This window comes from Paracoccus sp. SSK6 (genome assembly GCF_039770665.1).
GTDB lineage: Bacteria > Pseudomonadota > Alphaproteobacteria > Rhodobacterales > Rhodobacteraceae > Paracoccus.
The window spans coordinates 1-20228 of the sequence record NZ_JBDPNJ010000015.1 but is presented as its reverse complement, the minus strand read 5'-3'; the positions used below and the strand labels follow the sequence as shown (position 1 = coordinate 20228).

Genomic DNA, 20228 nt, shown 5'->3' with positions numbered 1-20228 from the left:
GACATGGACTGGCTGAAAGAACACCCCGAGGTCAAGACGATCCGCGTGGCCGCAGCGGACCTGAACGGGGTCGCGCGCGGCAAGCGCATCCCGGCCCGCTATGCCGGAAAGGTTCTGGACGAAGGCACGAAGTTCCCGTTCTCGGTCCTGAACCTGGACATCTGGGGCGAGGATGTCGAGGACAGCCCGCTGGTCTTCCAGATCGGCGATCCCGACGGGCTGCTGCTGCCGACCGAACGGGGCTTCCTGCCGATGCCCTGGCTGGACGCGCCGACAGCCCTGCTGCCCTTGTGGATGTTCCATCCCGATGGCCGTCCCTATGAAGGCGATCCGCGCCAGGCCCTGGCCCGCGTGGTCGAACGCTACAAAGAGGCCGGGCTGACCCCGGTCGTCGCGACCGAGCTGGAGTTCTTCCTGATCGACGATTCCGGCCGCCAGCTTCGCGTTCCGCCAAGCCCGCGTTCCGGCAAGCGCCGCACAGGTGGCGAGGTGCTGAGCCTCAAGGCCCTGGACGCTTTCGACCAGTTCTTCACAAGGCTTTACGACGCCTGCGAGGCGATGGACATTCCCGCCGACACCGCGATCTCGGAAGCCGGGCCGGGGCAGTTCGAGATCAACCTGATGCACCAGCCCGACCCGCTGAAAGCGGCGGACGATGCCTGGCTGTTCAAGATGCTGGTCAAGGGGATCGCCCGCCAATACGGTTTTGCCGGCAGCTTCATGGCCAAGCCCTATGAAACGTTTTCGGGAAACGGGATGCACATGCATTTCTCGATCCTCGACAAGTCGGGGCGCAACATTTTCGACAATGGCGGCGAGGAAGGGACCGAGGCGCTGCGTCAGGCGGTCGCCGGATGCCTGCGCGCGATGCCGGGATCGACGCTGCTGTTTGCGCCGCACGAAAACAGCTATGACCGGCTGGTGCCGAATGCCCACGCGCCGACCGGCATCGGCTGGGCCTATGAGAACCGGACGGCGGCGATCCGCATCCCGTCGTCGGGGCCGAAGGCGCGGCGGATCGAACATCGCGTGGCGGGGGGCGACGTGAACCCCTATCTGACGGTGGCGGCGATCCTGGGGGCGGCGCTGAACGGCATCCAAGACAAGCTGGAGGCGCCCGAGCCCTTCAAGGGCAACGCCTATGACCAGAGGCTGGACCAGTTGCCCGGCACTTGGGGCGAGGCCATCAACGCCTTCGACACCAGCCCCGAGATGCGGCGCATCTTCCCCGCCCACCTGATCGAGAACTTCGTGATGACCAAGCGGCAGGAACTGCACTACATGGCCGAACTGTCGGACGAGGAAACGGTGGAGCTTTATCTCGACACCGTGTGAGGGGCGGCGAGCCAGCCGCCGCCCCGTCGGTCAGTCGGTATGTTCGGGCAGGGCCTTCAGGTCTTCCTTGCTCCACCGCGACACGCCATGGACGACGCCGTCACCGTCGCGCATCAGGTCCAGGTCGGATACCGGCACCAGCACCGGCTTGGACCCGATCCCCAGGAAACCGCCCACGTCGATCACCACCTGCGCGCTGCTGCCCGATCCATGCACATGGGACACGGTGCCCACGCTGTCGTCGCCGGGGCCATAGATCGTGGCACCGGTCAGCACCGCGTCGGTCAGTTCATCCGGCAGAAGCCGGGGATGTTCGGAATGGTCCATGCCTGTCCTCCCTTGGCTTGGTCATCGCAGGCCAACGTCCGGCGGGGGCAGGCGTTCCGTCCGGTCAGTTCAGGTACTTCTCGGGGTCCACGCTGTCGAAGCCCTGACGCACCTCGAAATGGACAAAGCCGCCCCGGCCCGCCTTGCCGATGGCTTGGCCCGCCGAGACGCTGTCCCCCTTGGCAACGTCCAGGCCGTCCAATCCGGTATAGACCGTCATCAGGTTGCCGTCATGCCGCACCACGACGATGGGGGTGCCGCCGGTGTCCTTGGTGACTGCCGCCACGGTGCCCCGGCCAGCCGCCTTCACCGCCGTTCCGGCCGTGGCCGAGATGTCGATGCCGTCGTTCCTGCCCTTTTCATAGACGCGGATGATCGACCCCGACACGGGCATCTGGAAGCGCCCTCCGGCCGAGGCTGCCGTCCGCGTCGCGCCCAGATCGGTTTCGGGCGCCTTGGGGCCGGGCGCGGCGGCGGGGGCGGTCTTTTCGGACGGCAAGGGCTCTGCCGCCGAAGGGGGGCGGGGCGTCGGGCTGCCGCTGCCGGGCATGGTGGTCACGGCCACGGGTTTCGGCGGCTTCTTGCCCGCCACGGGGATCACCAGCCGCTGGCCCACCCGCAGCGACATGCTGGTGGGAAGCCCGTTCCAGACGGCCAGATCCTGCACGGCGACATCGTATTTCCGCGCGATGGACCATGCCGTCTCGCCCGCGGCGACGACATGCTGGGCGGGGTCGGCCGATGTGGCGGGGGCGGGGCTTGCAGCCGGTGCGGCCGTTCCCTGTTTAGGCGCGGGCTGCCCTGCGAAGGGATCCCGGACGACCGCACCGCCGCCGGCGACTGTCGCACCGACCCGTTGCGGCAGGACAAGCGTCTGGCCCGCAGCCAGCGGGGCGCCTGGGGGCAAGGCGTTGTGCTGCGCCAGACGCGCGGCGTCGATGCCAAGGCCCCGGGCGATGGCTGCGGGGGTGTCGCCGCTCTGCGCGACCACGACCTGATAGTTCGGAAAGCTGATGATGCCCCGGCTGTCGGGCTGCGGGCGCGGCGCGGCGCGGGCGGCGGCATCCGCCGTGTTCAGGGCGCCGGGCATCCAGCCGCGCAGATCGGGATCGAAGCCGGTCGCCCCGCAAGATGCCAGAAGAAGCGCCGCCGTCCCGGCCCTGGCAGCCGATCTGAAAGTCCTGCTCATCGTTCTTGTCGTCCTTAGTCTGCCGCGCCGCAGATCGGGGTCATTGTGGTCCCAACCCTTCGACCAGCGGAACAAACCGCACCTGCCGCAATTCGTCGTAATCGAAGCCGGCTTCGGTCCGGGTGACGCGGATCAGGGTCTGGACCGCGTCGGACTGTCCCACCGGCACGACCATGATACCGCCGATCTTGAGTTGTGCCAACAAGGGGCCGGGCGGATCCTCGGCGGCAGCGGTGACAAGGATGCGATCAAAGGGCGCCTGGTCCGGCAACCCGCGCGATCCGTCGGCCACCTGCGCGGTGATGTTGGACAGCTTCAGGTGGCGGAAGATCGCCTCGGCTTCCTGCACAAGGCGGCGGTGGCGATCCACGGTATAGACCCGGCGGCACAGCCCCGACAGGATCGCCGCCTGATAGCCCGATCCGGTCCCGATCTCCAGCATGGTATCGCGCGGGCCGGGGTTCAGCGACTGCGTCATCAGCCCCACGACCGAGGGCTGGCTGATCGTCTGCCCGCAGGGGATAGGCAGGGGCGTGTCCTCGTATGCGCGGTCGGCAAACTGGCCGCGCACGAACAGGCCGCGGTCGATCCTTTCCATCGCCGCCAGCACGCGCGGGTCGGTCACTCCGCGCGAGCGCAACTGGAACAGAAAGCGCATCTTGCGCTCGGCAGGGTCATCGTCGTCGTCGTGATCGACGGTCATGGGCTCTCTGCCCCCAAAGTGTCGTCATCGAACAGGTTTGCCATCTCGTGCAGCGAGGCATGGCAGGTCAGATCCGCCCGCATCGGCGTGACCGAGATGAAACCCTCCATGTTGACCGCGACATCGGTGCCGGGCCGGGCAGGGGCGTTCTGCGCGCCCCCCGCCGCCCACATGAAGCGGCGCCCGTTCGGTGCGGTATGGGGAACGACGCTGAAGTTGGTGCCCTGCCGCCGCCCTTGCGGGACCACGCGGGTGCCGCGCACCCCTGCCGCCGGAACGGGCGGGAAGTTGATGTTGTAGAACAGCCGGAAATCCGCGTCCGAAGTCCAGTCACTATGGTCCAGCAGGCGCCGGATGATCGCCGCGCCATGATGGCGCGCGCCTTCGAACGGATCGGCCAGACCCGATGTCTGCGGCCCCAGATATTGCGACAGCGCGATCGCGGGCAGCCCTTGCAGCGCGGCTTCCATCGCGCCGCCGATGGTGCCCGAATACATCGCGTTTTCGCCGGAATTGTTGCCTCGGTTCACGCCCGACAGCACCAGGTCCGGCGGCGCGTCCGTCATGATGTCGCAGACGGCGGCCAGCACGCAGTCGGCCGGGCTGCCCTCGGTCGCGTAACGGCGTTCGTCCAGGCGCGCGACCATGGTCGGATGGGCATAGCTGATGCAGTGACCCACGCCCGACTGCTCGAAGGCGGGGGCCACGGTCCAGACCTCTCCTTTTGGGCCGGCAAGGGTCGCGGCGATCTCCTCCAGCACCTGAAGGCCGGGGGCGTTGATGCCGTCGTCATTGGTGATCAAGATGCGCATTGTCCGGCCCGCTGGTCTTGCGCCGAAAGCAGCGCCCGTTCACGTCTTCGTTCCTGATTAGCGGGGTGGCCTTCGCGCTTCAAGCGCCTGCTGGCCCGCAGCGGCGGAAAGCGGTTTGACCTGAGTGCCCGGCCGTTGCATCCTGCCGCCTTGACGCAGGCGGCGCGCGGTTTCATGCAGATCTTTCTTCCCATAGCAGAGGTATCGGTCAACGCCTTCGTGCTTGTCGGGCTTGGCGGGCTTGTGGGCCTGATGAGCGGGCTTTTCGGCGTCGGCGGCGGCTTCCTGATTACGCCGCTTCTGTTCTTCATCGGCATCCCGCCCGCCATCGCGGTGGCGACCGGCGCGAACCAGGTCGTGGCATCCTCGGTGTCGGGCGTCCTGGCGCATGTCAAGCGCAAGAGCGTGGATTTCCGCATGGGCGGCGTCCTGCTGGCCGGGGGCCTGGTCGGATCCTGGATGGGGGTCTGGGTCTTCACGATCCTGCAGCAGGTGGGCCAGGTCGATCTGGTGGTGCAGCTGTGCTATGTCGTCTTCCTGGGCCTGATCGGGGCTATGATGCTGCAGGAAAGCATCCGCGCGCTGCGCCGGTCGTCCAAGCCCGGCTATCGCAAGCGGCTGCACCAGCACAACTGGGTCCACCGCTGGCCGCTGAAGGTCAAGTTCCGCGCATCCGGCCTGTATATCAGCGTCTTTCCCCCGCTGCTGGTGGGGCTGGCCGTGGGCGTGCTGGCCGCGATCATGGGGGTGGGCGGCGGTTTCATCATGGTGCCCGCGATGATCTATCTGCTGGGGATGCCCACGAAGGTCGTCGTCGGCACGTCCCTGTTCCAGATCACCTTCGTCACCGCCTTCACGACGCTGATGCATGCCGTCAGCTACAACACGGTGGACATGATGCTGGCGGTGCTGCTGATCATCGGCGGCGTCGTCGGCGCGCAGATCGGCACCACGCTGGGGGCAAAGCTGCGGGCCGAACAGTTGCGCATCCTGCTGGCGCTCCTGGTGCTGGCGGTCTGCGGCAAGCTGGCGCTGGATCTGTTCCTGACGCCCGACGATCTTTATGTCGTCCAGCAGGGGATCGGCTGATGCGGGCGGGGATCGCCGGGCTGATGCTGCTGGCCCTGTCCTGCGCGGCAGGCGCGCAATCGCTGGTCCCGCAGACCGATGCGGAAGCCCTGCCCATCGAGGCCACGCCGACCGCCGACACCCCGCCCGAGGAAACGGTCGTGGCGGGCCTGTCCAGCGATTCCGTCGCGATCACCGCCAGCTTCAACGGGTCCGAGATTCTGATCTATGGTGCGATCAAGCGCGAGACGCCGATCCCCGAAGGCTCGCCCTTGCAGGTCATCGTTACGGTCGAGGCGCCCTCCAGCAGCGTCACCGTCTGGCGCAAGGAACGCAAGGCCGGGATCTGGATCAATGCCGAGGCCGTCAGGATCGGCGCGGCGCCGGGCTTCTATGCCGTCGCGACCTCGGCCAAGCTGGACGACATCCTGCTGCCGGAATGGGACAGCCGCTATCGCATATCCTTGTCCCATGCCATGCGCGCCTTCGCGGGACAGGTGGCGGTGGAAAGCGCCGTGCCCTTTACCGAAGCCCTGATCCGCATCCGTCAGAACGAGGGTCTTTACCGCCTGGACGAAGGCAGCGTGTCGCTGATCGATCAGACGCTGTTCCGCGCCGATGTCAGCCTGCCCGCGAACCTGGTGGAAGGCGCCTACAAGACCCGCATCTTCCTGCTGCGGAACGGAGAGGTGATCGACGTCTTCGTGGCGCCGATCAACGTGCGCAAGGTCGGCGTGGAACGCTGGCTGTATCGCCTGGCCTTTGACGAGCCGTTTCTTTACGGCCTGATGTCGCTGGGGGTCGCCGTTTTCGCCGGATGGGGCGCGTCGGCAGCCTTCAGGAAGCTGAGACGGCCGTAAGAAATCAGGCGCAAGATGTTCACAAAGAAGGCTTTTCCGTACTGGTGCGTGGTTGCCGTGATCGCGGGTGCCGCGATGGTCCTGCTGGCGGCGGGGCGGGTGCCGATCTGCGAATGCGGCTATGTCAAGCTGTGGCACGGGCAGACGGTCAGTTCGGAAAACTCGCAGCATCTGTCCGATTGGTACACGCCCTCGCATCTGATCCACGGCATCATCTTCTATGCCGCGCTGTGGCTGGTGGCGCGGCGGGTGCCGCTGGGCTGGCGCCTGCTGGCCGCCACCCTGGTCGAGGCCGCGTGGGAGATCGTCGAGAATTCGGATGCCGTGATCGAACGCTATCGCGCCGTCACCATCGCCCTGGATTATTACGGCGACAGCGTGGTCAACTCGGTCGCCGACATTCTGGCGATGGTGGCGGGTTTTTATCTTGCGCGATGGCTGCCGGTCTGGCTGTCCATCGCCATCGTCGTCGGGTTCGAGGCGCTGACCATCTGGCTGATCCGGGACGGATTGGCGCTGAACGTGCTGATGCTGCTGTGGCCGATGGACAGCGTGCGCGCCTGGCAAGCGGGGGCCTAAGCCCCCGCCCGGTCACCCTGCGATCAGTTCCGCCTGGCGCACGATCACCTCGGCCTGCTTGATCGAGGCGATATCGACCAGGCGCCCCTTGTAAACCGTGGCGCCCGCGCCTTCGGCCTTGGCCTTTTCCATCGCGGCCAGGATCTCGCGCGCCTCGGTCACGGCGGAGTCGCTGGGGGAAAAGACCTCATTCGCAAGCGCCACCTGGCTGGGATGGATCGCCCATTTCCCGACCATGCCCAGCGTGGCCGACCGGCGGGCCTGCGCGATGAAGCCGTCGCTGTCGCTGAAGTCGCCGAAGGGCCCATCGACCGGCAGCAGACCATGCGTGCGGCAGGCGGCGACGATGGCGGTCTGCGCCCAGTGCCAGGGATCAGGCCAGTATTTCTGGCCTTCGCGGATCATGTAATAGTTTTCCTGCGTCCCGCCGATGCCCGTGGTCGCCATGCCCATCGACGCCGCGAAATCAGCCGCACCCAGGCTGATCGCCTGCATCCGGGGGGATGAGGCCGCGATCTCCTCGACATGGCAGATGCCCGCCGCGCTTTCGATGATGACCTCGAAGTTGATGCGCTTGGTGCGGCCCTTGGCGCGTTCCACCGCCGTGACTAGGGCGTCCACGGCATAGATGTCGCTGGCGCATCCCGCCTTGGGGATCATGATCTGGTCCAACCGCTCCCCCGCCTGCTCCAGCAGGTCCACCACGTCGCGATACCAGAAGGGCGTGTCCAGCCCGTTGATGCGGACCGACAACGTCTTGTCGCCCCAGTCGATGTCGCCGATGGCTTGGATGATGTTTGCCCGTGCGCGGTCCTTGTCACCGGGGGCGACCGAATCCTCAAGATCTAGGTTGATCACGTCGGCGGCGGATTTCGCCATCTTCTCGAACAGGCTGTCCCGAGAGCCAGGGCCGAACAACTGGCAGCGGTTCAGGCGGGAAGGCGGCAGGGGTTGAGTGCGAAAGCTCATGGGCATGTTCCGAAAAGATTTGCGTCCCGACCAGCAATAATCTTTCGCAGCCGCAGCATCAAGGCTGCAGTGCAGCAACCTTGGTCCGTCTTGACGATCCCGCGCTTTGGGCGCAGGACCACGCCGACGCACGCTGGAAGCAAGGACACATCATGACGCGCACGGTCTATGTAAATGGCGACTACCTGCCCGAGGATCAGGCCACGATCTCGATCTTCGACCGGGGCTTTCTGATGGCCGATGGCGTCTACGAAGTCGTCAGCGTCCTGGACGGCAAGCTGCTGGATTTCGACGGCCATCTGGTCCGGCTGAAGCGGTCGCTGAACGAGTTGGCGATGGACAACCCGCTGTCCGACAACGGCTATCTGACGGCGTTCCGTGCCCTGGTCGAAAAGAATGCCATCACCGACGGGTTGGTCTATCTGCAGGTGACGCGCGGCAATCCGGGCGACCGGGACTTTGCCTATCCGGCGGCGGGCACGCGCCCGACCGTAGTGATGTTCACGCAGTCGAAGCCCGGCCTTGCCGACAACCCGGCGGCGAAGACCGGCTGGAAGGTCATCAGCATCGAGGACCAGCGGTGGGCGCGCCGCGACATCAAGACGGTGCAGCTGCTCTATCCGTCGATGGCCAAGATGGAGGCCAAGGCGCGCGGCGTGGACGACGCCTGGATGGTCGAGGATGGCGTGGTCACGGAAGGCACGAGCAACAACGCCTATATCGTCAAGAACGGCACCATCGTCACCCGCGCGCTGTCGAACGATATCCTGCACGGCATCACCCGCGCCGCTGTTTTGCGTTTCGCGTCCGAGGCGCAGATGCAGGTCGAGGAACGCAGCTTCACCATCGACGAAGCGCAGGCGGCGGACGAGGCCTTCATCACCTCGGCCTCGGCTTTCGTGATGCCGGTGGTGGAAATCGACGGCGCGGCCATCGGCACGGGGCAGGTGGGTCCGGTGGCGACGCGCCTGCGCGAGATCTATCTGGAGGAAAGCCGCAAGGCGGCGGTCTAGGCCAGCCCCTCGGACCCGCGCACCAGCCGCGCCCTGCCGCGATCCTGCGTCAGGCGCGCGGCATCCGGGCCGGGCGCGGGCAGGGCCAGGACGCGGTCGCGCAAAACATTGATCGCATCCTCGCCCTTGGGCAGGGCCGCCGGGTCAATGGGGGCGCCCACGGTGATGCGATAGGCTTGCCGCCGCTTGTTCAGCACTTCGTTGAACAAAGTCACGTCGCGTAGCGTGGGGTGGATCGCGTCCAGCAGATAGAACAACGATGAATTCCGGGCACGGATGTTCATGGGGATGACCGGCACCCCGAACTTGCGCGCGATCATCGCGGCGCTGGCCATCCAGGGGCGTTCGTGCAGCGTCAGGCCACGGCGCTTTGCCAGCCGGCCCGAGGGGAAGATCAGCCCGATCCGGCCCGCCGCCAAGGCTTCGCGGGTATAATCCATCGTGGCCTTGGTCTTGGCATGGCTGCGCTTTTCCATGCGCCATTCCACGCCCGCGATCAGGTCCGCCGTCTGCGGCAGCACGCGGATCATGTCGTGGTTGGCATAGATGAACAGGTCGTCGCGCAACTGCGACATCAGCGCATGGACCACGATCCCGTCCGCGATCCCGGTCGGGTGGTTGGCGACGATCAGCGCGGCGCCGGTGGCGGGGATATGCTCCATCCCCTCGACCCGGACATCGCGGACGATCAGGTCGGTCATGCGGCGCATGATCTCGGCCGTGGGAACGTCGCGGAACTCGGCGCCCAAGCGGATGGTGGTGGGATAGCGCAGCAAGCCCATCATCGCCCATTTCGCCAGCCGGTGATGGGGTTTTCCGGAATAGAGCCAGGGCGCCCGCTCGGCGATCAGGGGGTCCAGGCGGGCCTGCATCTCGGCCCTTGCATCGGCGTAACGGTCAGTCATTCCGGCCTTTCTGGCGCGCAGTGTCGAGGGCGCAAACCGCATCAGCGACCTGCGGCGATCATCCGCGACACCATCTCGCGGGTGTTCTTGCTCAAACCGTCATGGGCAGCGATTCGTTCCAGGGCCGCCAGCGCCTTGGCACGGCGCCCCGCGTCATACCGGGTCCAGGTCTCGAAGGCGGTGGACATGCGCGCGGCGATCTGGGGGTTCACCGGATCCATGCGCAGCAGCCAGTCGGCCGTGAAGTCATAGCCCGACCCGTCCGCCGCATGGAAACCGGCGTGGTTGGCCGACAACCCGCCCAGCAGCGCGCGGAAGCGGTTGGGATTCTTCCAGTCGAAATCCTTGCGTTGCGACAGCGTGCGGGCGATGGCTGCGGCCTGCGCGGGGGGCGCGGCCATGGGCTGGACCGCGAACCACTTGTCCATGACCAGCCGGTTGTCGGCGAATTCCTCCTGCAGCGCAGCCAGTTCGGCCTGCCCGCGCCCACGGCGCAGCAGGGCGGTCAGCGCCGCCATGCGTTCGGTCATGTTGCCCGCGATGCCGAACAGGATTTCGGCCCGTTCGCCGCCGTCGATGCGCGAAAGCAGCGCCAGCACAGCATTGCGCAGCGACCGGCGCGCTGCGTCCGCGGCATCGGGGCGATAGGGACCGGATACCGTCATGCCGTCATAAAGGCGCGACAGCAGGTCCAGATGCGCTTCGGCGATCTGGCGGGCAAGGGCTTCGCGCGTGGCGTGGATCGCGTCGGGGTCGGGCGTGATCCCCTGCGCGGACAGGCGGGTGGCGATCTCCTCCTCTCCCGGCAGGTTGAGGCACAGGGCGCGGAAGGCGGGATCGGCGTTGTCATCGGCAATCAGGCGGCCGATGGCTTCGACATAATCGCCGTTTGTGGCCTGACCCTGCGAGGCTGCGGTCAGCGCGGAGAGCGCCAGGTCGCGCCCGGCTTCCCACCGGGCGAAGGGGTCGGTGTCATGGGCCAGCAGGAAGGCGCGTGTGGCGTCGTCCAGGTCGCGCGACAGCATCACGGGTGCCGAGAAGCCGCGAAGGGCCGACACGACCGGGCGGGCGCCCAGGCCGCCGAAGGTAAAGGACTGGATGGTCTCGGTCATCTCCAGCACCTGCGTGGGCGCGATCTCATCGCCATTGGGACCGATCAGGCCCACGGCAATCGGGATCACGCGCGGCAGCTTTTCCGGCTGGCCGGGCGTCGGCGGAGTTTCCTGCGTGAAGCGCAGAGTCAGCGTGCCGCCAGCCTCGGATCCTTGCCAATCCTCGGCCATGGTCAGGCGCGGGGTTCCAGCGTCGGTGTACCACCGCTTGAACTGCGTCAGGTCGCGGCCCGTCGCGTCCTCGAAGACCTTCAGCCAGTCCTCGATGGTGGCGGCATGGCCATCGTGGCGGTCGAAATACAGGTCTAGCGCGCGGCGATAGCCGTCGTCGCCCACAAGGCGCTTCAGCATCCCGATGACCTCGGCGCCCTTTTCATAGACGGTCGCGGTGTAGAAGTTGTTGATCTCCTCATAGCGGTCGGGGCGCGGGGGATGGGCCAGCGGGCCCTGATCCTCGCGGAACTGGCGGGCGCGCAGGGCCTGCACATCCTCGATCCGCTTGACGGCGGCAGAGCGCATGTCGCTGGTGAACTGCTGGTCGCGGAAGACCGTCAGCCCTTCCTTGAGGCACAATTGGAACCAGTCGCGGCAGGTGATCCGGTTGCCGGTCCAGTTGTGGAAATATTCATGGGCGATCACCGCCTCGATGCGTTCGTAATCGGTATCGGTCGCGGTTTCCGGGCTGGCCAAGACCAGTTTCGAGTTGAAGATGTTCAACCCCTTGTTTTCCATGGCCCCCATGTTGAAGTCATCGACCGCGACGATGTTGAAGACATCCAGGTCGTATTCGCGGCCATAGACATCCTCGTCCCATTTCATCGACTTGATCAGCGATTCCATTGCAAAGCCCGCGCGGTCCTGATCGCCGGGCCGGACCCAGACGTTCAGCGCGACCCTGCGGCCCGACCGCGTGGTGAAGCTGTCGCTGACGGCAACCAGGTCGCCCGCGACAAGCGCGAACAGATAGGACGGCTTGGGCCAGGGATCGTGCCATTCCGCGCGCCCCTGCGATTGGCCAACCGGGTTGCCGTTCGACAGCAGCACGGGCAAATCGCTATCGATGGTGACATGGAAGGTCGCCATCACGTCCGGTCGATCGGGATAGAAGGTGATGTGGCGGAAGCCCTCGGCCTCGCACTGGGTGCAGAACATGCCGTTCGACATATACAGCCCCTCGAAGGCGGTATTGGCCGAAGGGTCGATCTGGACGGCGGTTTCCAGCAGGAAGGGATGCGGGGGCAGGGCGGCGGCCGCGATGGTCAGCGTCTCGTCCCGGCGCTGCACATGGGCAGGATCGGGCGCCTGGCCGTCGATGGTCAGGGACAGAAGCTCCACCCCCTTGCCGCCGTCGAGGATCAAATCCTGCGGCGTGTCGGGGTTGCGAGGCGCCATCGACAAGGCGGTGCGGACCTGCGTGGCCTGTGGCTGCAGGTCGAAATGCATCCGCGTGGCGGTCAGGACAAAGGAATAAGGCCGGTAATCGGCAAGATTGTGCGCATTCTGCCCTTGGGTCTGGGTCATCGCATCCTCGGCTGAAGAAAGCTGCTCCGCCCGGCGGAACCTGATCTTGTCCAATGTGTTAGTCGCATGAAGGCCGGGTCGCAAGTCGGCTGGTTTCCCCTACGCAGCCTGGGCTCAAGCCCCGGACCGCAGGAGAACCGCATCCTTGGCGACAATGAACCGGTTTCCCAACCTAGTACCTGGAGGCCAGCAATGACCTATGACCCGAACGATCCGAACCGCACCCGCCCGGCGGATCCCGCGCGTCCCGCCGACCCGCTTGTCCGCAACGAAACCTATGTCGAGCCGGTCGAGCGCCGGTCATCGCCGCTGCCGCTGATCATCGGCGTCCTTCTGGCGCTTGCCCTGGCGTATTTCGTGCTGCAGCGCTTTACCGGCGATGACACCGTGGCGGTGGACGGCGACACCACGACCGTGACCACCACCGACGGCGCGGCGACGGGTGCCGCCAGCGATGCCGCCTCTGACGCCGAAGCGGCCGCCGCCAGTGCCGAGGCAGCCGCCGACAGCGCCGCCACCGCGACCGAAAACGCCGTCGACAATGCAGCCGCGGCGACGGAAGGCGCGGCCGACGATGCGGCCGATGCTGCCGAGAATGCGGCGGAAAGCGCGGCCTCGGCTGCCGACAATGCCGCCGATGCCGCAGGCTCTGCCGCGCAGGATGCCGCGAATGCGGCCAGCGATGCGGCTGACAGCGCCGCCGAGTCCGCCGCCCAGTCGGCCAGTGAGGCGGGCGAGGCCGTGGACGACGCCGTCACGGTGGATGAAGCCCCGGCGACCACCACCACGACGCCTGCCCCCGCTACTCCGGCCCCTGCGAACTAAGCAGCGCCGCGCCTTTTTTCAGCGCCCGAGGTTTCGCGACGTCGGGCGTTTTCTTTTGTCGCAAGGCCGACCCCAGACATTCGTCCCGTAAGGTCAATTCGCGGACTTGTGAACAAATCTTTCGCGATGCTATCTGTCACCCCAACCGAAATGGAACGAGCGGGGGACAACAGGGCCATGAAGATTGGCGCGTTGAAGGAAGGTTTCGAGGGTGAGGCGCGGGTCGCGATCACGCCCTCCTCTGCCGGGCATCTGATGAAGCTGGGGCACGAGGTCTTTGTCGAAAGCGGTGCGGGCGCGCGGGCCGGGTTCTCGGACGACAGCTATCGCGCCGCTGGCGTGACGGTGGTGCCGACGGCTGCGGATCTGATCCGGTCGGTCGATGTGGTGGCCAAGGTGCGCCAGCCGGACGAGGACGAGATCCGGCAGATGCAGTCGGGGCAGACGCTGATCAGCTTCTTCTATCCCGCGCAGAATGGCGATCTGCTGGCCTTGGCCAAGGAGCAGGGCGTCACCGCCATTGCCATGGACATGGTGCCCCGGATCAGCCGCGCGCAGAAGATGGACGCGCTGTCGTCGATGGCCAACATCGCGGGCTATCGCGCGGTGATCGAGGCCGCGAACAACTTTGGCCGCTTCTTCACGGGGCAGGTCACGGCGGCGGGCAAGGTTCCTCCGGCCAAGGTTCTGGTTGTGGGCGCAGGCGTGGCGGGCCTTGCCGCGATCGGCACCGCCGTGTCCCTGGGCGCGCAGGTCTATGCCTTCGACGTGCGCCCGGAGGTGGCCGAGCAGATCGAGTCCATGGGCGCCGAGTTCGTGTTCCTGGATTTCGAGGAGCAGGCGCAGGACGGCGCGGCGACCGGCGGCTATGCCGCGCCCTCGTCCCCCGAGTTCCGCGAGAAGCAGCTTGCGAAGTTCCGAGAGCTTGCGCCGCAGATGGACGTGGTGATCACCACGGCCCTGATCCCCGGCCGCGACGCGCCGAAGCTGTGGACCCGCGACATGGTCGAGGCGATGAAGCCGGGCAGCGTGATCGTGGACCTTGCGGCCGAACGCGGCGGCAACTGCGAGTTGACCATTCCCGACGAACGCCATGTGACGGAAAACGGCGTGACGATCATCGGCTATACCGATTTCCCGTCGCGCATGGGCGCGCAGGCCTCCGAGCTTTACGGCAACAACATCCGCCACTTCATGGCCGATCTGACGCCCAAGAAGGACGGCGTGATCGAGCACAACATGGAGGACGACGTGATCCGGGGCGCGACCGTGACCCGCGACCACGACGTGACCTGGCCGCCGCCGCCGCCCAAGATCGCGGCCATCGCGGCGCAGAAGCCCAAGGAAAAGCCGAAGGCCCTGACGGTCGAGGAACGCCGCGCGGCCGAGGTCGCCGCCTTCCGGGCCGAAACGAAGTCGCAGGTCACGCTGCTGGTGGCGGGCGCGCTTGTGCTGCTGCTGATCGGGGCGATCGCGCCCTTCAGCTTCATGCAGCACTTCATCGTCTTCGTGCTGGCCTGCTTCATCGGCTTCCGCGTGATCTGGAACGTCGCCCATTCGCTGCACACGCCGCTGATGGCGATCACCAACGCGATCAGTTCCATCATCATCCTGGGCGCGCTGATGCAGATCGGGTCCGGGTCGTGGTGGGTCGTCCTGCTGGGCGCGCTTGCCGTGCTGATGGCGGGCGTCAACATCTTTGGCGGCTTCCTGGTCACGCGCCGGATGCTTGCCATGTTCCAGAAGTCGTAAGGGGACAGCAATGGAATACGGATTCACCACCGCGGCCTATGTGGTCGCAGCCGTGCTGTTCATCCTCTCGCTGGGGGGATTGTCGGGCCAGGAAAGCGCCAAGCGCGCGATCTGGTATGGCATCGTCGGCATGGCCCTGGCCGTTCTGGCCACGCTGTTCGGCCCCGGCGCGGGCAACTGGTTGCTGTCGATCGTCATGATCGCCATCGGCGGGGCCATCGGCTGGGTCGTCGCCAAGCGCGTGCAGATGACCGAGATGCCGCAGCTTGTCGCCGCCATGCATTCGCTGGTGGGCCTTGCGGCGGTCTTCGTCGGCTTCAACGCCCAAATCGAACTGGCCCGCGTCCTGCGCGCCAAGGCCGAGGGCGGCGTGCAGGTCTTCCACGGCTTTGCCGCCGTGCTGGCCCACAAGACCCCGGCCGAGATCGCCATGCTGAAGATCGAGGTATTCCTGGGCATCTTCATCGGCGCCGTGACCTTCACCGGATCGGTGGTGGCCTTCGGCAAGCTGGCGGGCCGCATCGACGGCAAGCCGAAGAAGCTGCCGGGCGGGCACATGCTGAACGCGGGCGCGCTGGCGCTGTCGGTGCTGCTGGGCATCCTGTATTGCGCGGGCGTCGGCCCGGCGATCTTCTGGCTGATCCTGATCACGGCTCTCGCCTTCTTCATCGGCTATCACCTGATCATGGGCATCGGCGGGGCCGACATGCCCGTGGTGGTGTCGATGCTGAACAGCTATTCCGGCTGGGCGGCGGCGATGATCGGCTTCACCCTGTCCAACGACCTGCTGATCGTGACGGGCGCCCTGGTGGGTTCGTCGGGTGCGATCCTGTCCTATATCATGTGCAAGGCGATGAACCGAAACTTCGTCAGCGTGATCCTGGGCGGCTTCGGCGGCGAGACCGGCCCTGCGGCCGAGATCGAGGGCGAACAGATCGCTATCGACGCCGAGGGCGTGGCCGCCGCGCTGAACGAGGCCGACAGCGTCATCATCGTGCCGGGCTATGGAATGGCGGTAGCGCAGGCGCAGGGCGCCGTCAGCGAACTGACCCGCAAGCTGCGGGCTGCGGGCAAGGAGGTGCGCTTTGCCATCCACCCGGTCGCGGGACGCCTGCCGGGCCACATGAACGTGCTGCTGGCCGAGGCGAAGGTTCCCTATGACATCGTGCTGGAGATGGACGAGATCAACGAGGACTTCCCCTCGACCGACGTGGTGATCGTGATCGGCTCGAACGACATCGTGAACCCGGCGGCCCAGGACGACCCGAACAGCCCCATCGCCGGGATGCCGGTGCTGGAGGTCTGGAAGGCCAAGCAGGTGTTCGTCAGCAAGCGCGGGCAGGGCACCGGCTATTCGGGGATTGAGAACCCGCTGTTCTTCAAGGAAAACACCCGGATGTTCTATGGCGATGCCAAGGACAGCCTGAACAAGCTGCTGCCGATGATCGACTGATCGGCACGAAGAACCAGGGCAGGGGGCGCGGCAATCGCGCCCCTTTGCGCATCAGGCACGCCGGCGCGACCGGCCATGAAGGAAGCGACCGTGGGGCCGGAAATCGAACATCCGCTGCGATACGACCTTGTCAACGAACTGCACGCCCGGCCCTCGCCTCGCCTGTCCGCCCCGGCCACCTGCGTCTTTGTTGCCTTCAAGGAACCGCTGGACGCCGCCAACCGCGACCGGGCGCGGGATCTGGCGCATCTGACGCAACTGACCAGCCGCCATGGCGGGCCACGCCCGGATCCCAGCGAAAGCCATTACCAGGGACGGCTTGGCCGGTATGACCTCAAGTGGGAAAGCCATACCGAGTTCGTGACCTACATGGCCCTGACACCGGGCCTGCCGATCCGTCCCTTCGATCCAAGCGCGGCTGCGATCTTTCCGCAGGAGTGGCAGCAGGCGGCGCCCGGCAAGCGCGTGGCTGCCGTGATGGTCCAGATCGACCTGCTGCCGGACGATCCCCAAGAGGTGCTGGACCGCACCGGCACCTGGTTTGCCCGCGACAGCCTGACGGCCGTCTGGGTGCTGGAGGAAGCGGCCCTGATCGTGGGCGATTTCAGGATCGACGCGGACGGCTGGATGCGGTTCGCGCTGTTCGTGAAGCCCGGCGTGGGCGAGGGCCGCATCGGCCGGATCGTGCATCGCCTGGCCGAACTGGAAACCTATCGTGCGATGTCCATGCTGGGCCTTGGGCGGGCCAGGGGACTCAGCAACCGCTTGAACGAACTTGAGCCGCGCCTGTCGGCCATTGTCGATGGCATGACGGACGAGGCGCGGCCAGCCGAAACGGTCCTGCACGAGTTGCTGGCGGTCTCGGCCGAGCTTGAGGCGCAGGCGGTCCAGCATTCCTTCCGCTTCGGCGCGACCAAGGCCTATGAGGCCATCGTGACGGACCGGATCACGGCGCTGCGCGAGACCCGTTTCAGGGACCGCCAGATGCTGACCGAATTCATGCGCCGCCGCTATCAGCCTGCCATGCGGACCACGGCCTCGGCCGAGACGCGGCTGAAGACGATGCTGGAACGTGCCGCGCGGGCGGGCGAATTGCTGCGCACGCGGGTCGATGTCGAACGGTCGGCGCAGAACCAACTGCTGCTAGAGCGCATGGACCGCCGCGCCGACCTGCAACTGCGCCTGCAGCACACGGTCGAGGGGCTGTCGGTCGTGGCCATCAGCTATTATGCCGTGGGTCTGCTGTCCTATGCGCTGTATCCCGTCGCGGCCAGGCTGCATGTGGACAAGGCTTATCTGATCGCGGGCCTGACCCCGCTTGCCGTGCTGGTTGTCTGGTGGGCCATGCGGCAGGTTCGCCGCAGCCTGCACAAGCACGGGCCTGCGGGCGATTTGTGACTTGAAGGCGCGGGGCAGGGTGCCGATAAGATGGCGAGGCCTTCAATGATGGATCCGACATGAAGCTGTTTCTTGCCCTTGCCGCCCTTCTGGCCCTGTCCGCCTGTGGCGTTCCGCTGGTGCCGTTCGTCTGATGACGCAGGATCTGACCCTCTACGGACTTGCGCATTGTTCGACCTGCCAGAAGGCGCAGGCCGATCTGGAACGGCATGGCTGGACCGTGAACTTCCGCGACGTTCAGAAGCAACCGCTGGCGGACGATGAGCGCGCAGCCATGGTTGCGGATTTCGGCGCCAAGATCGTCAACCGCGCCAGCCTGACATGGCGCGCCATGTCCGAGGAAGAGCGCGCCGCCGATCCCGTTACCATGATGGGTGCAAAGCCCAGCGTCATGAAGCGCCCGGCCATCGTCGCAGGCGACCTGCGCCTGCTTGGATGGACCGCGAATGTGAAGCGCGCCTTGGGCGTTCCCGCCTAGCCGTTGCTGCCGGACAGGGACCGCATCAGCGGCACGATCCCGGTCAGGTCGTAACCGGCAGCGGCGGCAGTGGACAGCAGTTCGGCTTCGGACTGCTTGCCCGACTGGCTCAGCGCCCACAGCACAGTGGATCGGTTGCCCGACCGGCAATAGGCGATGGCGGGCTTTTCCCCCTCCAGCGCAGCGGCAAAGCCTTGGATCAGGTCGGACGTGATCTGCCCCTGCGTGAAGGGCAGGTAATGGTATTCCATTCCCGCTTCCGACGCCGCGCGGGCCATGGCCTGATGGTCGATGGCGCCAGCCTCTTCATCGGGGCGGTTGTTGATAAGCGTCTTGAAGCCGGAACTGGCCAGCAGCGGCACATCCTCGATGGTGATCTGCGGCGAGACCGCAAGGTTTGGCGTAAGCTGGCGCAGGTCCATGACAAGCCCTTCCGTGGCATAGAGGCCCCGATTGGCGCAAAGCATTGGCGAATGTCAAGCATGTGCAAGGATCGTGGGCAGGGGCCGGGCCAACTGTCCTTGATTGCGATACAATCGGCGGCGGGCAGGCCCAGGCGTTGCAGGACAAGTCTGATCAGGCAACCGGCTGTATTTCGATCAGGTTCGCCAATTGGGCGAAGTTGTCGAAGGAGGCGGCATGCGGCAGTTCATCGACAGGGGTTTGGCGATAGCCTTGGGTATAGATCAGAAACGGAACCGGAACCGCCGCGGCACAGGCCGCGTCAAATTCGCTGTCCCCGACATAGAAGGCCTTGGGGCGCGCGGGATCAGCGCCAAGACCCTGCAGCGCTGCGCGCAGGGGCGCCGGATGCGGCTTGCGTTCGGGAACGGAATCCCCGCCGATGACGCAGCCGAACAGGCGCGAGATTCCGAAATGCTCAAGGATAGCCCGCGTCACGGCCAGCGGCTTGTTGGTGCAAATGCCGAGGGGATGGCCACGGTCGGCCAGAGTCTCCAAGGCATCCTCGACCCCCGGAAAAAGCCGGGTCAACTGTGTCGCATCCTGGTAGCAAACCATGAAGGCCGAAATATAATCCGGCTTTCTCGCGTCCTCCAACTCTCTTGCGGCGATGATCTTTTGCCACAGCACATCCACGCCGCCGCCGACGAAGCTGCGCACCTGATCCAGCGTCAGAAGGGGCGTTCCATGCCGTTCCAGGACCGCATTGACGCAGGCGTGGATATCGGGTGCGCTGTCGATCAGCGTGCCGTCAAGGTCGAAGACGATCGGGCAGGGTGCAAGGCAAACGTTCATGCGGTTTTCCATTTTATCGAACAACCCATTGAAGGAACTTGGTTTTCAGGCCCTTTGCCGGTTTCGGCGATCTGGAGCATGGCTTCCAGCAGTTCACGCCTGGCATCGGTTGGTCCGGGCGTGCGCGCCGAGGCGTCGAAGCGCCCGCGATACTGCAGTTCGCCTTGGGCATTGTAGCCGAAAAAATCAGGCGTGCATTCGGCACCATAGGCCCGCGCAACATCCTGGGCTTCATCGAAAAGGTAGGGAAAACTGAAGCCATGCCTTTCGGCAAAGGCTTTCATGTATTCGGGACCGTCCTGCGGATATTCCCGGACATCGTTCGCCGAGATCGCGACCACACCTATTCCCGCAGCTTGCATCTGCCTGACATCACGGACAATCCGGTCGATGATCGACTGCACGTAAGGGCAATGGTTGCAGATGAACATGACAAGCGTTCCACGCGGACCAGACACGTCGGTCAGGCTATAAATGCAGCCGTTAGCACCAGGCAGGCTGAACTCATGCCAAGGCGCACCGAAATCGCAAACTGGGGTCGAGACAGCCATGAGACCTCCGAAAGGGATTGGGGTGAGTGTTACGATTATGCAGGTTGGAGCAAGCCGGGCAATGGTCGCAGATGGAATTTATGATACATAATACAGATTATTTTTGGAACCATCACCTCTG

The 20228-nt window shown here is 65.8% G+C and carries 20 protein-coding genes; 10 read left to right on the top strand and 10 right to left on the bottom strand.

From position 1 onward, the window contains the following. Nucleotides 1-3 precede the first annotated feature (3 nt). Complete coding sequence (locus AAIL68_RS11350; protein WP_347139890.1) at nucleotides 4-1335, top strand: glutamine synthetase family protein; 1332 nt, start codon at nucleotides 4-6, stop codon at nucleotides 1333-1335. Between the two features lie 30 nt (nucleotides 1336-1365). Here AAIL68_RS11350 and AAIL68_RS11345 read toward each other — a convergent pair whose 3' ends face one another. From AAIL68_RS11345 to surE, 4 genes are all read right to left on the bottom strand, one after another. Next, on the bottom strand, nucleotides 1366-1662 hold the full coding sequence (locus AAIL68_RS11345) for a PRC-barrel domain-containing protein (RefSeq protein WP_347139889.1): 297 nt from the start codon (nucleotides 1660-1662) through the stop codon (nucleotides 1366-1368). 64 nt (nucleotides 1663-1726) lie between these two features. Continuing rightward, nucleotides 1727-2851 carry a LysM peptidoglycan-binding domain-containing protein gene (locus AAIL68_RS11340; protein ID WP_347139888.1) on the bottom strand — a complete coding sequence of 375 codons (1125 nt, stop codon included), beginning with the start codon at nucleotides 2849-2851 and terminating at the stop codon, nucleotides 1727-1729. A gap of 40 nt (nucleotides 2852-2891) precedes the next feature. Beyond that, a complete protein-coding gene (locus tag AAIL68_RS11335) occupies nucleotides 2892-3554 on the bottom strand; it encodes a protein-L-isoaspartate(D-aspartate) O-methyltransferase (RefSeq protein WP_347139887.1) in 663 nt (220 codons plus the stop codon). Further along, entirely contained in the window at nucleotides 3551-4366 is an 816-nt protein-coding gene (gene surE, locus AAIL68_RS11330; protein WP_347139886.1) for a 5'/3'-nucleotidase SurE, read from the bottom strand. The genes AAIL68_RS11335 and surE overlap by 4 nt, the downstream gene beginning before the upstream one ends. A 174-nt stretch (nucleotides 4367-4540) precedes the next feature. Between surE and AAIL68_RS11325 the strand changes: the two genes are divergently transcribed. From AAIL68_RS11325 to AAIL68_RS11315, 3 genes are read left to right on the top strand one after another with little or no spacing between them, the layout of a single operon-like run. Beyond that, a complete protein-coding gene (locus tag AAIL68_RS11325) occupies nucleotides 4541-5455 on the top strand; it encodes a sulfite exporter TauE/SafE family protein (RefSeq protein WP_347139885.1) in 915 nt (304 codons plus the stop codon). Beyond that, on the top strand, nucleotides 5455-6294 hold the full coding sequence (locus AAIL68_RS11320; protein WP_347139884.1) for a TIGR02186 family protein: 840 nt from the start codon (nucleotides 5455-5457) through the stop codon (nucleotides 6292-6294). Before AAIL68_RS11325 ends, AAIL68_RS11320 begins: the two co-directional genes overlap by 1 nt. A 15-nt stretch (nucleotides 6295-6309) precedes the next feature. Then, nucleotides 6310-6873: a DUF2585 domain-containing protein gene (locus AAIL68_RS11315; protein ID WP_347139883.1), complete on the top strand. Its 564-nt coding sequence runs from the start codon at nucleotides 6310-6312 to the stop codon at nucleotides 6871-6873. A 12-nt stretch (nucleotides 6874-6885) separates the two neighbouring features. On the opposite strand, the gene AAIL68_RS11310 is transcribed toward AAIL68_RS11315, so the two are convergent. Beyond that, the gene (locus tag AAIL68_RS11310; RefSeq protein WP_347139882.1) at nucleotides 6886-7842 is read right to left on the bottom strand and encodes an L-malyl-CoA/beta-methylmalyl-CoA lyase; all 957 of its coding nucleotides are present in this window, start codon (nucleotides 7840-7842) and stop codon (nucleotides 6886-6888) included. A 152-nt stretch (nucleotides 7843-7994) separates the two neighbouring features. Between AAIL68_RS11310 and AAIL68_RS11305 the strand changes: the two genes are divergently transcribed. Further along, the gene (locus AAIL68_RS11305; protein WP_347139881.1) at nucleotides 7995-8855 is read left to right on the top strand and encodes a D-amino-acid transaminase; all 861 of its coding nucleotides are present in this window, start codon (nucleotides 7995-7997) and stop codon (nucleotides 8853-8855) included. Here AAIL68_RS11305 and AAIL68_RS11300 read toward each other — a convergent pair. Together AAIL68_RS11300 and pepN are read right to left on the bottom strand one after the other, a co-directional pair. Then, complete coding sequence (locus tag AAIL68_RS11300; protein ID WP_347139880.1) at nucleotides 8852-9760, bottom strand: 1-acyl-sn-glycerol-3-phosphate acyltransferase; 909 nt, start codon at nucleotides 9758-9760, stop codon at nucleotides 8852-8854. The genes AAIL68_RS11305 and AAIL68_RS11300 overlap by 4 nt on opposite strands. A 41-nt stretch (nucleotides 9761-9801) precedes the next feature. After that, the gene (gene pepN, locus AAIL68_RS11295; RefSeq protein ID WP_347139879.1) at nucleotides 9802-12393 is read right to left on the bottom strand and encodes an aminopeptidase N; all 2592 of its coding nucleotides are present in this window, start codon (nucleotides 12391-12393) and stop codon (nucleotides 9802-9804) included. Between the two features lie 192 nt (nucleotides 12394-12585). Here pepN and AAIL68_RS11290 point away from each other — a divergent pair, with 192 nt between their 5' ends. The 5 genes from AAIL68_RS11290 to AAIL68_RS11270 all read left to right on the top strand — a co-directional run bounded on the left by AAIL68_RS11290 (nucleotide 12586) and on the right by AAIL68_RS11270 (nucleotide 18299). Then, on the top strand, nucleotides 12586-13218 hold the full coding sequence (locus tag AAIL68_RS11290; RefSeq protein WP_347139878.1) for a hypothetical protein: 633 nt from the start codon (nucleotides 12586-12588) through the stop codon (nucleotides 13216-13218). A 177-nt stretch (nucleotides 13219-13395) separates the two neighbouring features. Then, nucleotides 13396-14970 (top strand): Re/Si-specific NAD(P)(+) transhydrogenase subunit alpha, encoded by a 1575-nt coding sequence (locus AAIL68_RS11285; protein WP_347139877.1) that lies wholly within the window; start codon nucleotides 13396-13398, stop codon nucleotides 14968-14970. Nucleotides 14971-14980: 10 nt separating this feature from the next. After that, nucleotides 14981-16423 (top strand): NAD(P)(+) transhydrogenase (Re/Si-specific) subunit beta, encoded by a 1443-nt coding sequence (locus tag AAIL68_RS11280; RefSeq protein ID WP_347139876.1) that lies wholly within the window; start codon nucleotides 14981-14983, stop codon nucleotides 16421-16423. Nucleotides 16424-16513: 90 nt separating this feature from the next. Beyond that, entirely contained in the window at nucleotides 16514-17821 is a 1308-nt protein-coding gene (locus tag AAIL68_RS11275; RefSeq protein ID WP_347139930.1) for a DUF3422 domain-containing protein, read from the top strand. Between the two features lie 133 nt (nucleotides 17822-17954). Further along, on the top strand, nucleotides 17955-18299 hold the full coding sequence (locus tag AAIL68_RS11270) for an ArsC/Spx/MgsR family protein (RefSeq protein WP_347139875.1): 345 nt from the start codon (nucleotides 17955-17957) through the stop codon (nucleotides 18297-18299). On the opposite strand, the gene AAIL68_RS11265 is transcribed toward AAIL68_RS11270, so the two are convergent. The 3 genes from AAIL68_RS11265 to AAIL68_RS11255 all read right to left on the bottom strand — a co-directional run bounded on the left by AAIL68_RS11265 (nucleotide 18296) and on the right by AAIL68_RS11255 (nucleotide 20107). Then, on the bottom strand, nucleotides 18296-18766 hold the full coding sequence (locus AAIL68_RS11265; protein WP_347139874.1) for a TIGR01244 family sulfur transferase: 471 nt from the start codon (nucleotides 18764-18766) through the stop codon (nucleotides 18296-18298). The genes AAIL68_RS11270 and AAIL68_RS11265 overlap by 4 nt on opposite strands. Nucleotides 18767-18875: 109 nt before the next feature. Then, nucleotides 18876-19556, bottom strand: a complete 681-nt coding sequence (gene gph, locus AAIL68_RS11260; protein WP_347139873.1) for a phosphoglycolate phosphatase — start codon at nucleotides 19554-19556, stop codon at nucleotides 18876-18878. Beyond that, nucleotides 19553-20107, bottom strand: coding sequence for a thioredoxin family protein (locus tag AAIL68_RS11255; RefSeq protein ID WP_347139872.1), 555 nt, complete (start codon nucleotides 20105-20107; stop codon nucleotides 19553-19555). Before AAIL68_RS11255 ends, gph begins: the two co-directional genes overlap by 4 nt. Between the last annotated feature and the right edge of the window lie 121 nt (nucleotides 20108-20228).

Excerpts from the sequence above, each read along its gene's own strand:
- AAIL68_RS11300 (WP_347139880.1), bottom strand. The coding sequence starts at position 9,760 with ATGACTGACCGTTACGCCGATGCAAGGGCCGAGATGCAGGCCCGCCTG.
- AAIL68_RS11270 (WP_347139875.1), top strand. The coding sequence starts at position 17,955 with ATGACGCAGGATCTGACCCTCTACGGACTTGCGCATTGTTCGACCTGC.
- AAIL68_RS11310 (WP_347139882.1), bottom strand. The coding sequence starts at position 7,842 with ATGAGCTTTCGCACTCAACCCCTGCCGCCTTCCCGCCTGAACCGCTGC.
- AAIL68_RS11255 (WP_347139872.1), bottom strand. The coding sequence starts at position 20,107 with ATGGCTGTCTCGACCCCAGTTTGCGATTTCGGTGCGCCTTGGCATGAG.
- surE (WP_347139886.1), bottom strand. The coding sequence starts at position 4,366 with ATGCGCATCTTGATCACCAATGACGACGGCATCAACGCCCCCGGCCTT.
- AAIL68_RS11320 (WP_347139884.1), top strand. The coding sequence starts at position 5,455 with ATGCGGGCGGGGATCGCCGGGCTGATGCTGCTGGCCCTGTCCTGCGCG.
- AAIL68_RS11265 (WP_347139874.1), bottom strand. The coding sequence starts at position 18,766 with ATGCTTTGCGCCAATCGGGGCCTCTATGCCACGGAAGGGCTTGTCATG.
- AAIL68_RS11315 (WP_347139883.1), top strand. The coding sequence starts at position 6,310 with ATGTTCACAAAGAAGGCTTTTCCGTACTGGTGCGTGGTTGCCGTGATC.
- AAIL68_RS11285 (WP_347139877.1), top strand. The coding sequence starts at position 13,396 with ATGAAGATTGGCGCGTTGAAGGAAGGTTTCGAGGGTGAGGCGCGGGTC.
- AAIL68_RS11335 (WP_347139887.1), bottom strand. The coding sequence starts at position 3,554 with ATGACCGTCGATCACGACGACGACGATGACCCTGCCGAGCGCAAGATG.
- AAIL68_RS11350 (WP_347139890.1), top strand. The coding sequence starts at position 4 with ATGGACTGGCTGAAAGAACACCCCGAGGTCAAGACGATCCGCGTGGCC.
- AAIL68_RS11290 (WP_347139878.1), top strand. The coding sequence starts at position 12,586 with ATGACCTATGACCCGAACGATCCGAACCGCACCCGCCCGGCGGATCCC.
- AAIL68_RS11325 (WP_347139885.1), top strand. The coding sequence starts at position 4,541 with ATGCAGATCTTTCTTCCCATAGCAGAGGTATCGGTCAACGCCTTCGTG.
- pepN (WP_347139879.1), bottom strand. The coding sequence starts at position 12,393 with ATGACCCAGACCCAAGGGCAGAATGCGCACAATCTTGCCGATTACCGG.
- AAIL68_RS11340 (WP_347139888.1), bottom strand. The coding sequence starts at position 2,851 with ATGAGCAGGACTTTCAGATCGGCTGCCAGGGCCGGGACGGCGGCGCTT.
- gph (WP_347139873.1), bottom strand. The coding sequence starts at position 19,556 with ATGAACGTTTGCCTTGCACCCTGCCCGATCGTCTTCGACCTTGACGGC.
- AAIL68_RS11345 (WP_347139889.1), bottom strand. The coding sequence starts at position 1,662 with ATGGACCATTCCGAACATCCCCGGCTTCTGCCGGATGAACTGACCGAC.
- AAIL68_RS11305 (WP_347139881.1), top strand. The coding sequence starts at position 7,995 with ATGACGCGCACGGTCTATGTAAATGGCGACTACCTGCCCGAGGATCAG.
- AAIL68_RS11280 (WP_347139876.1), top strand. The coding sequence starts at position 14,981 with ATGGAATACGGATTCACCACCGCGGCCTATGTGGTCGCAGCCGTGCTG.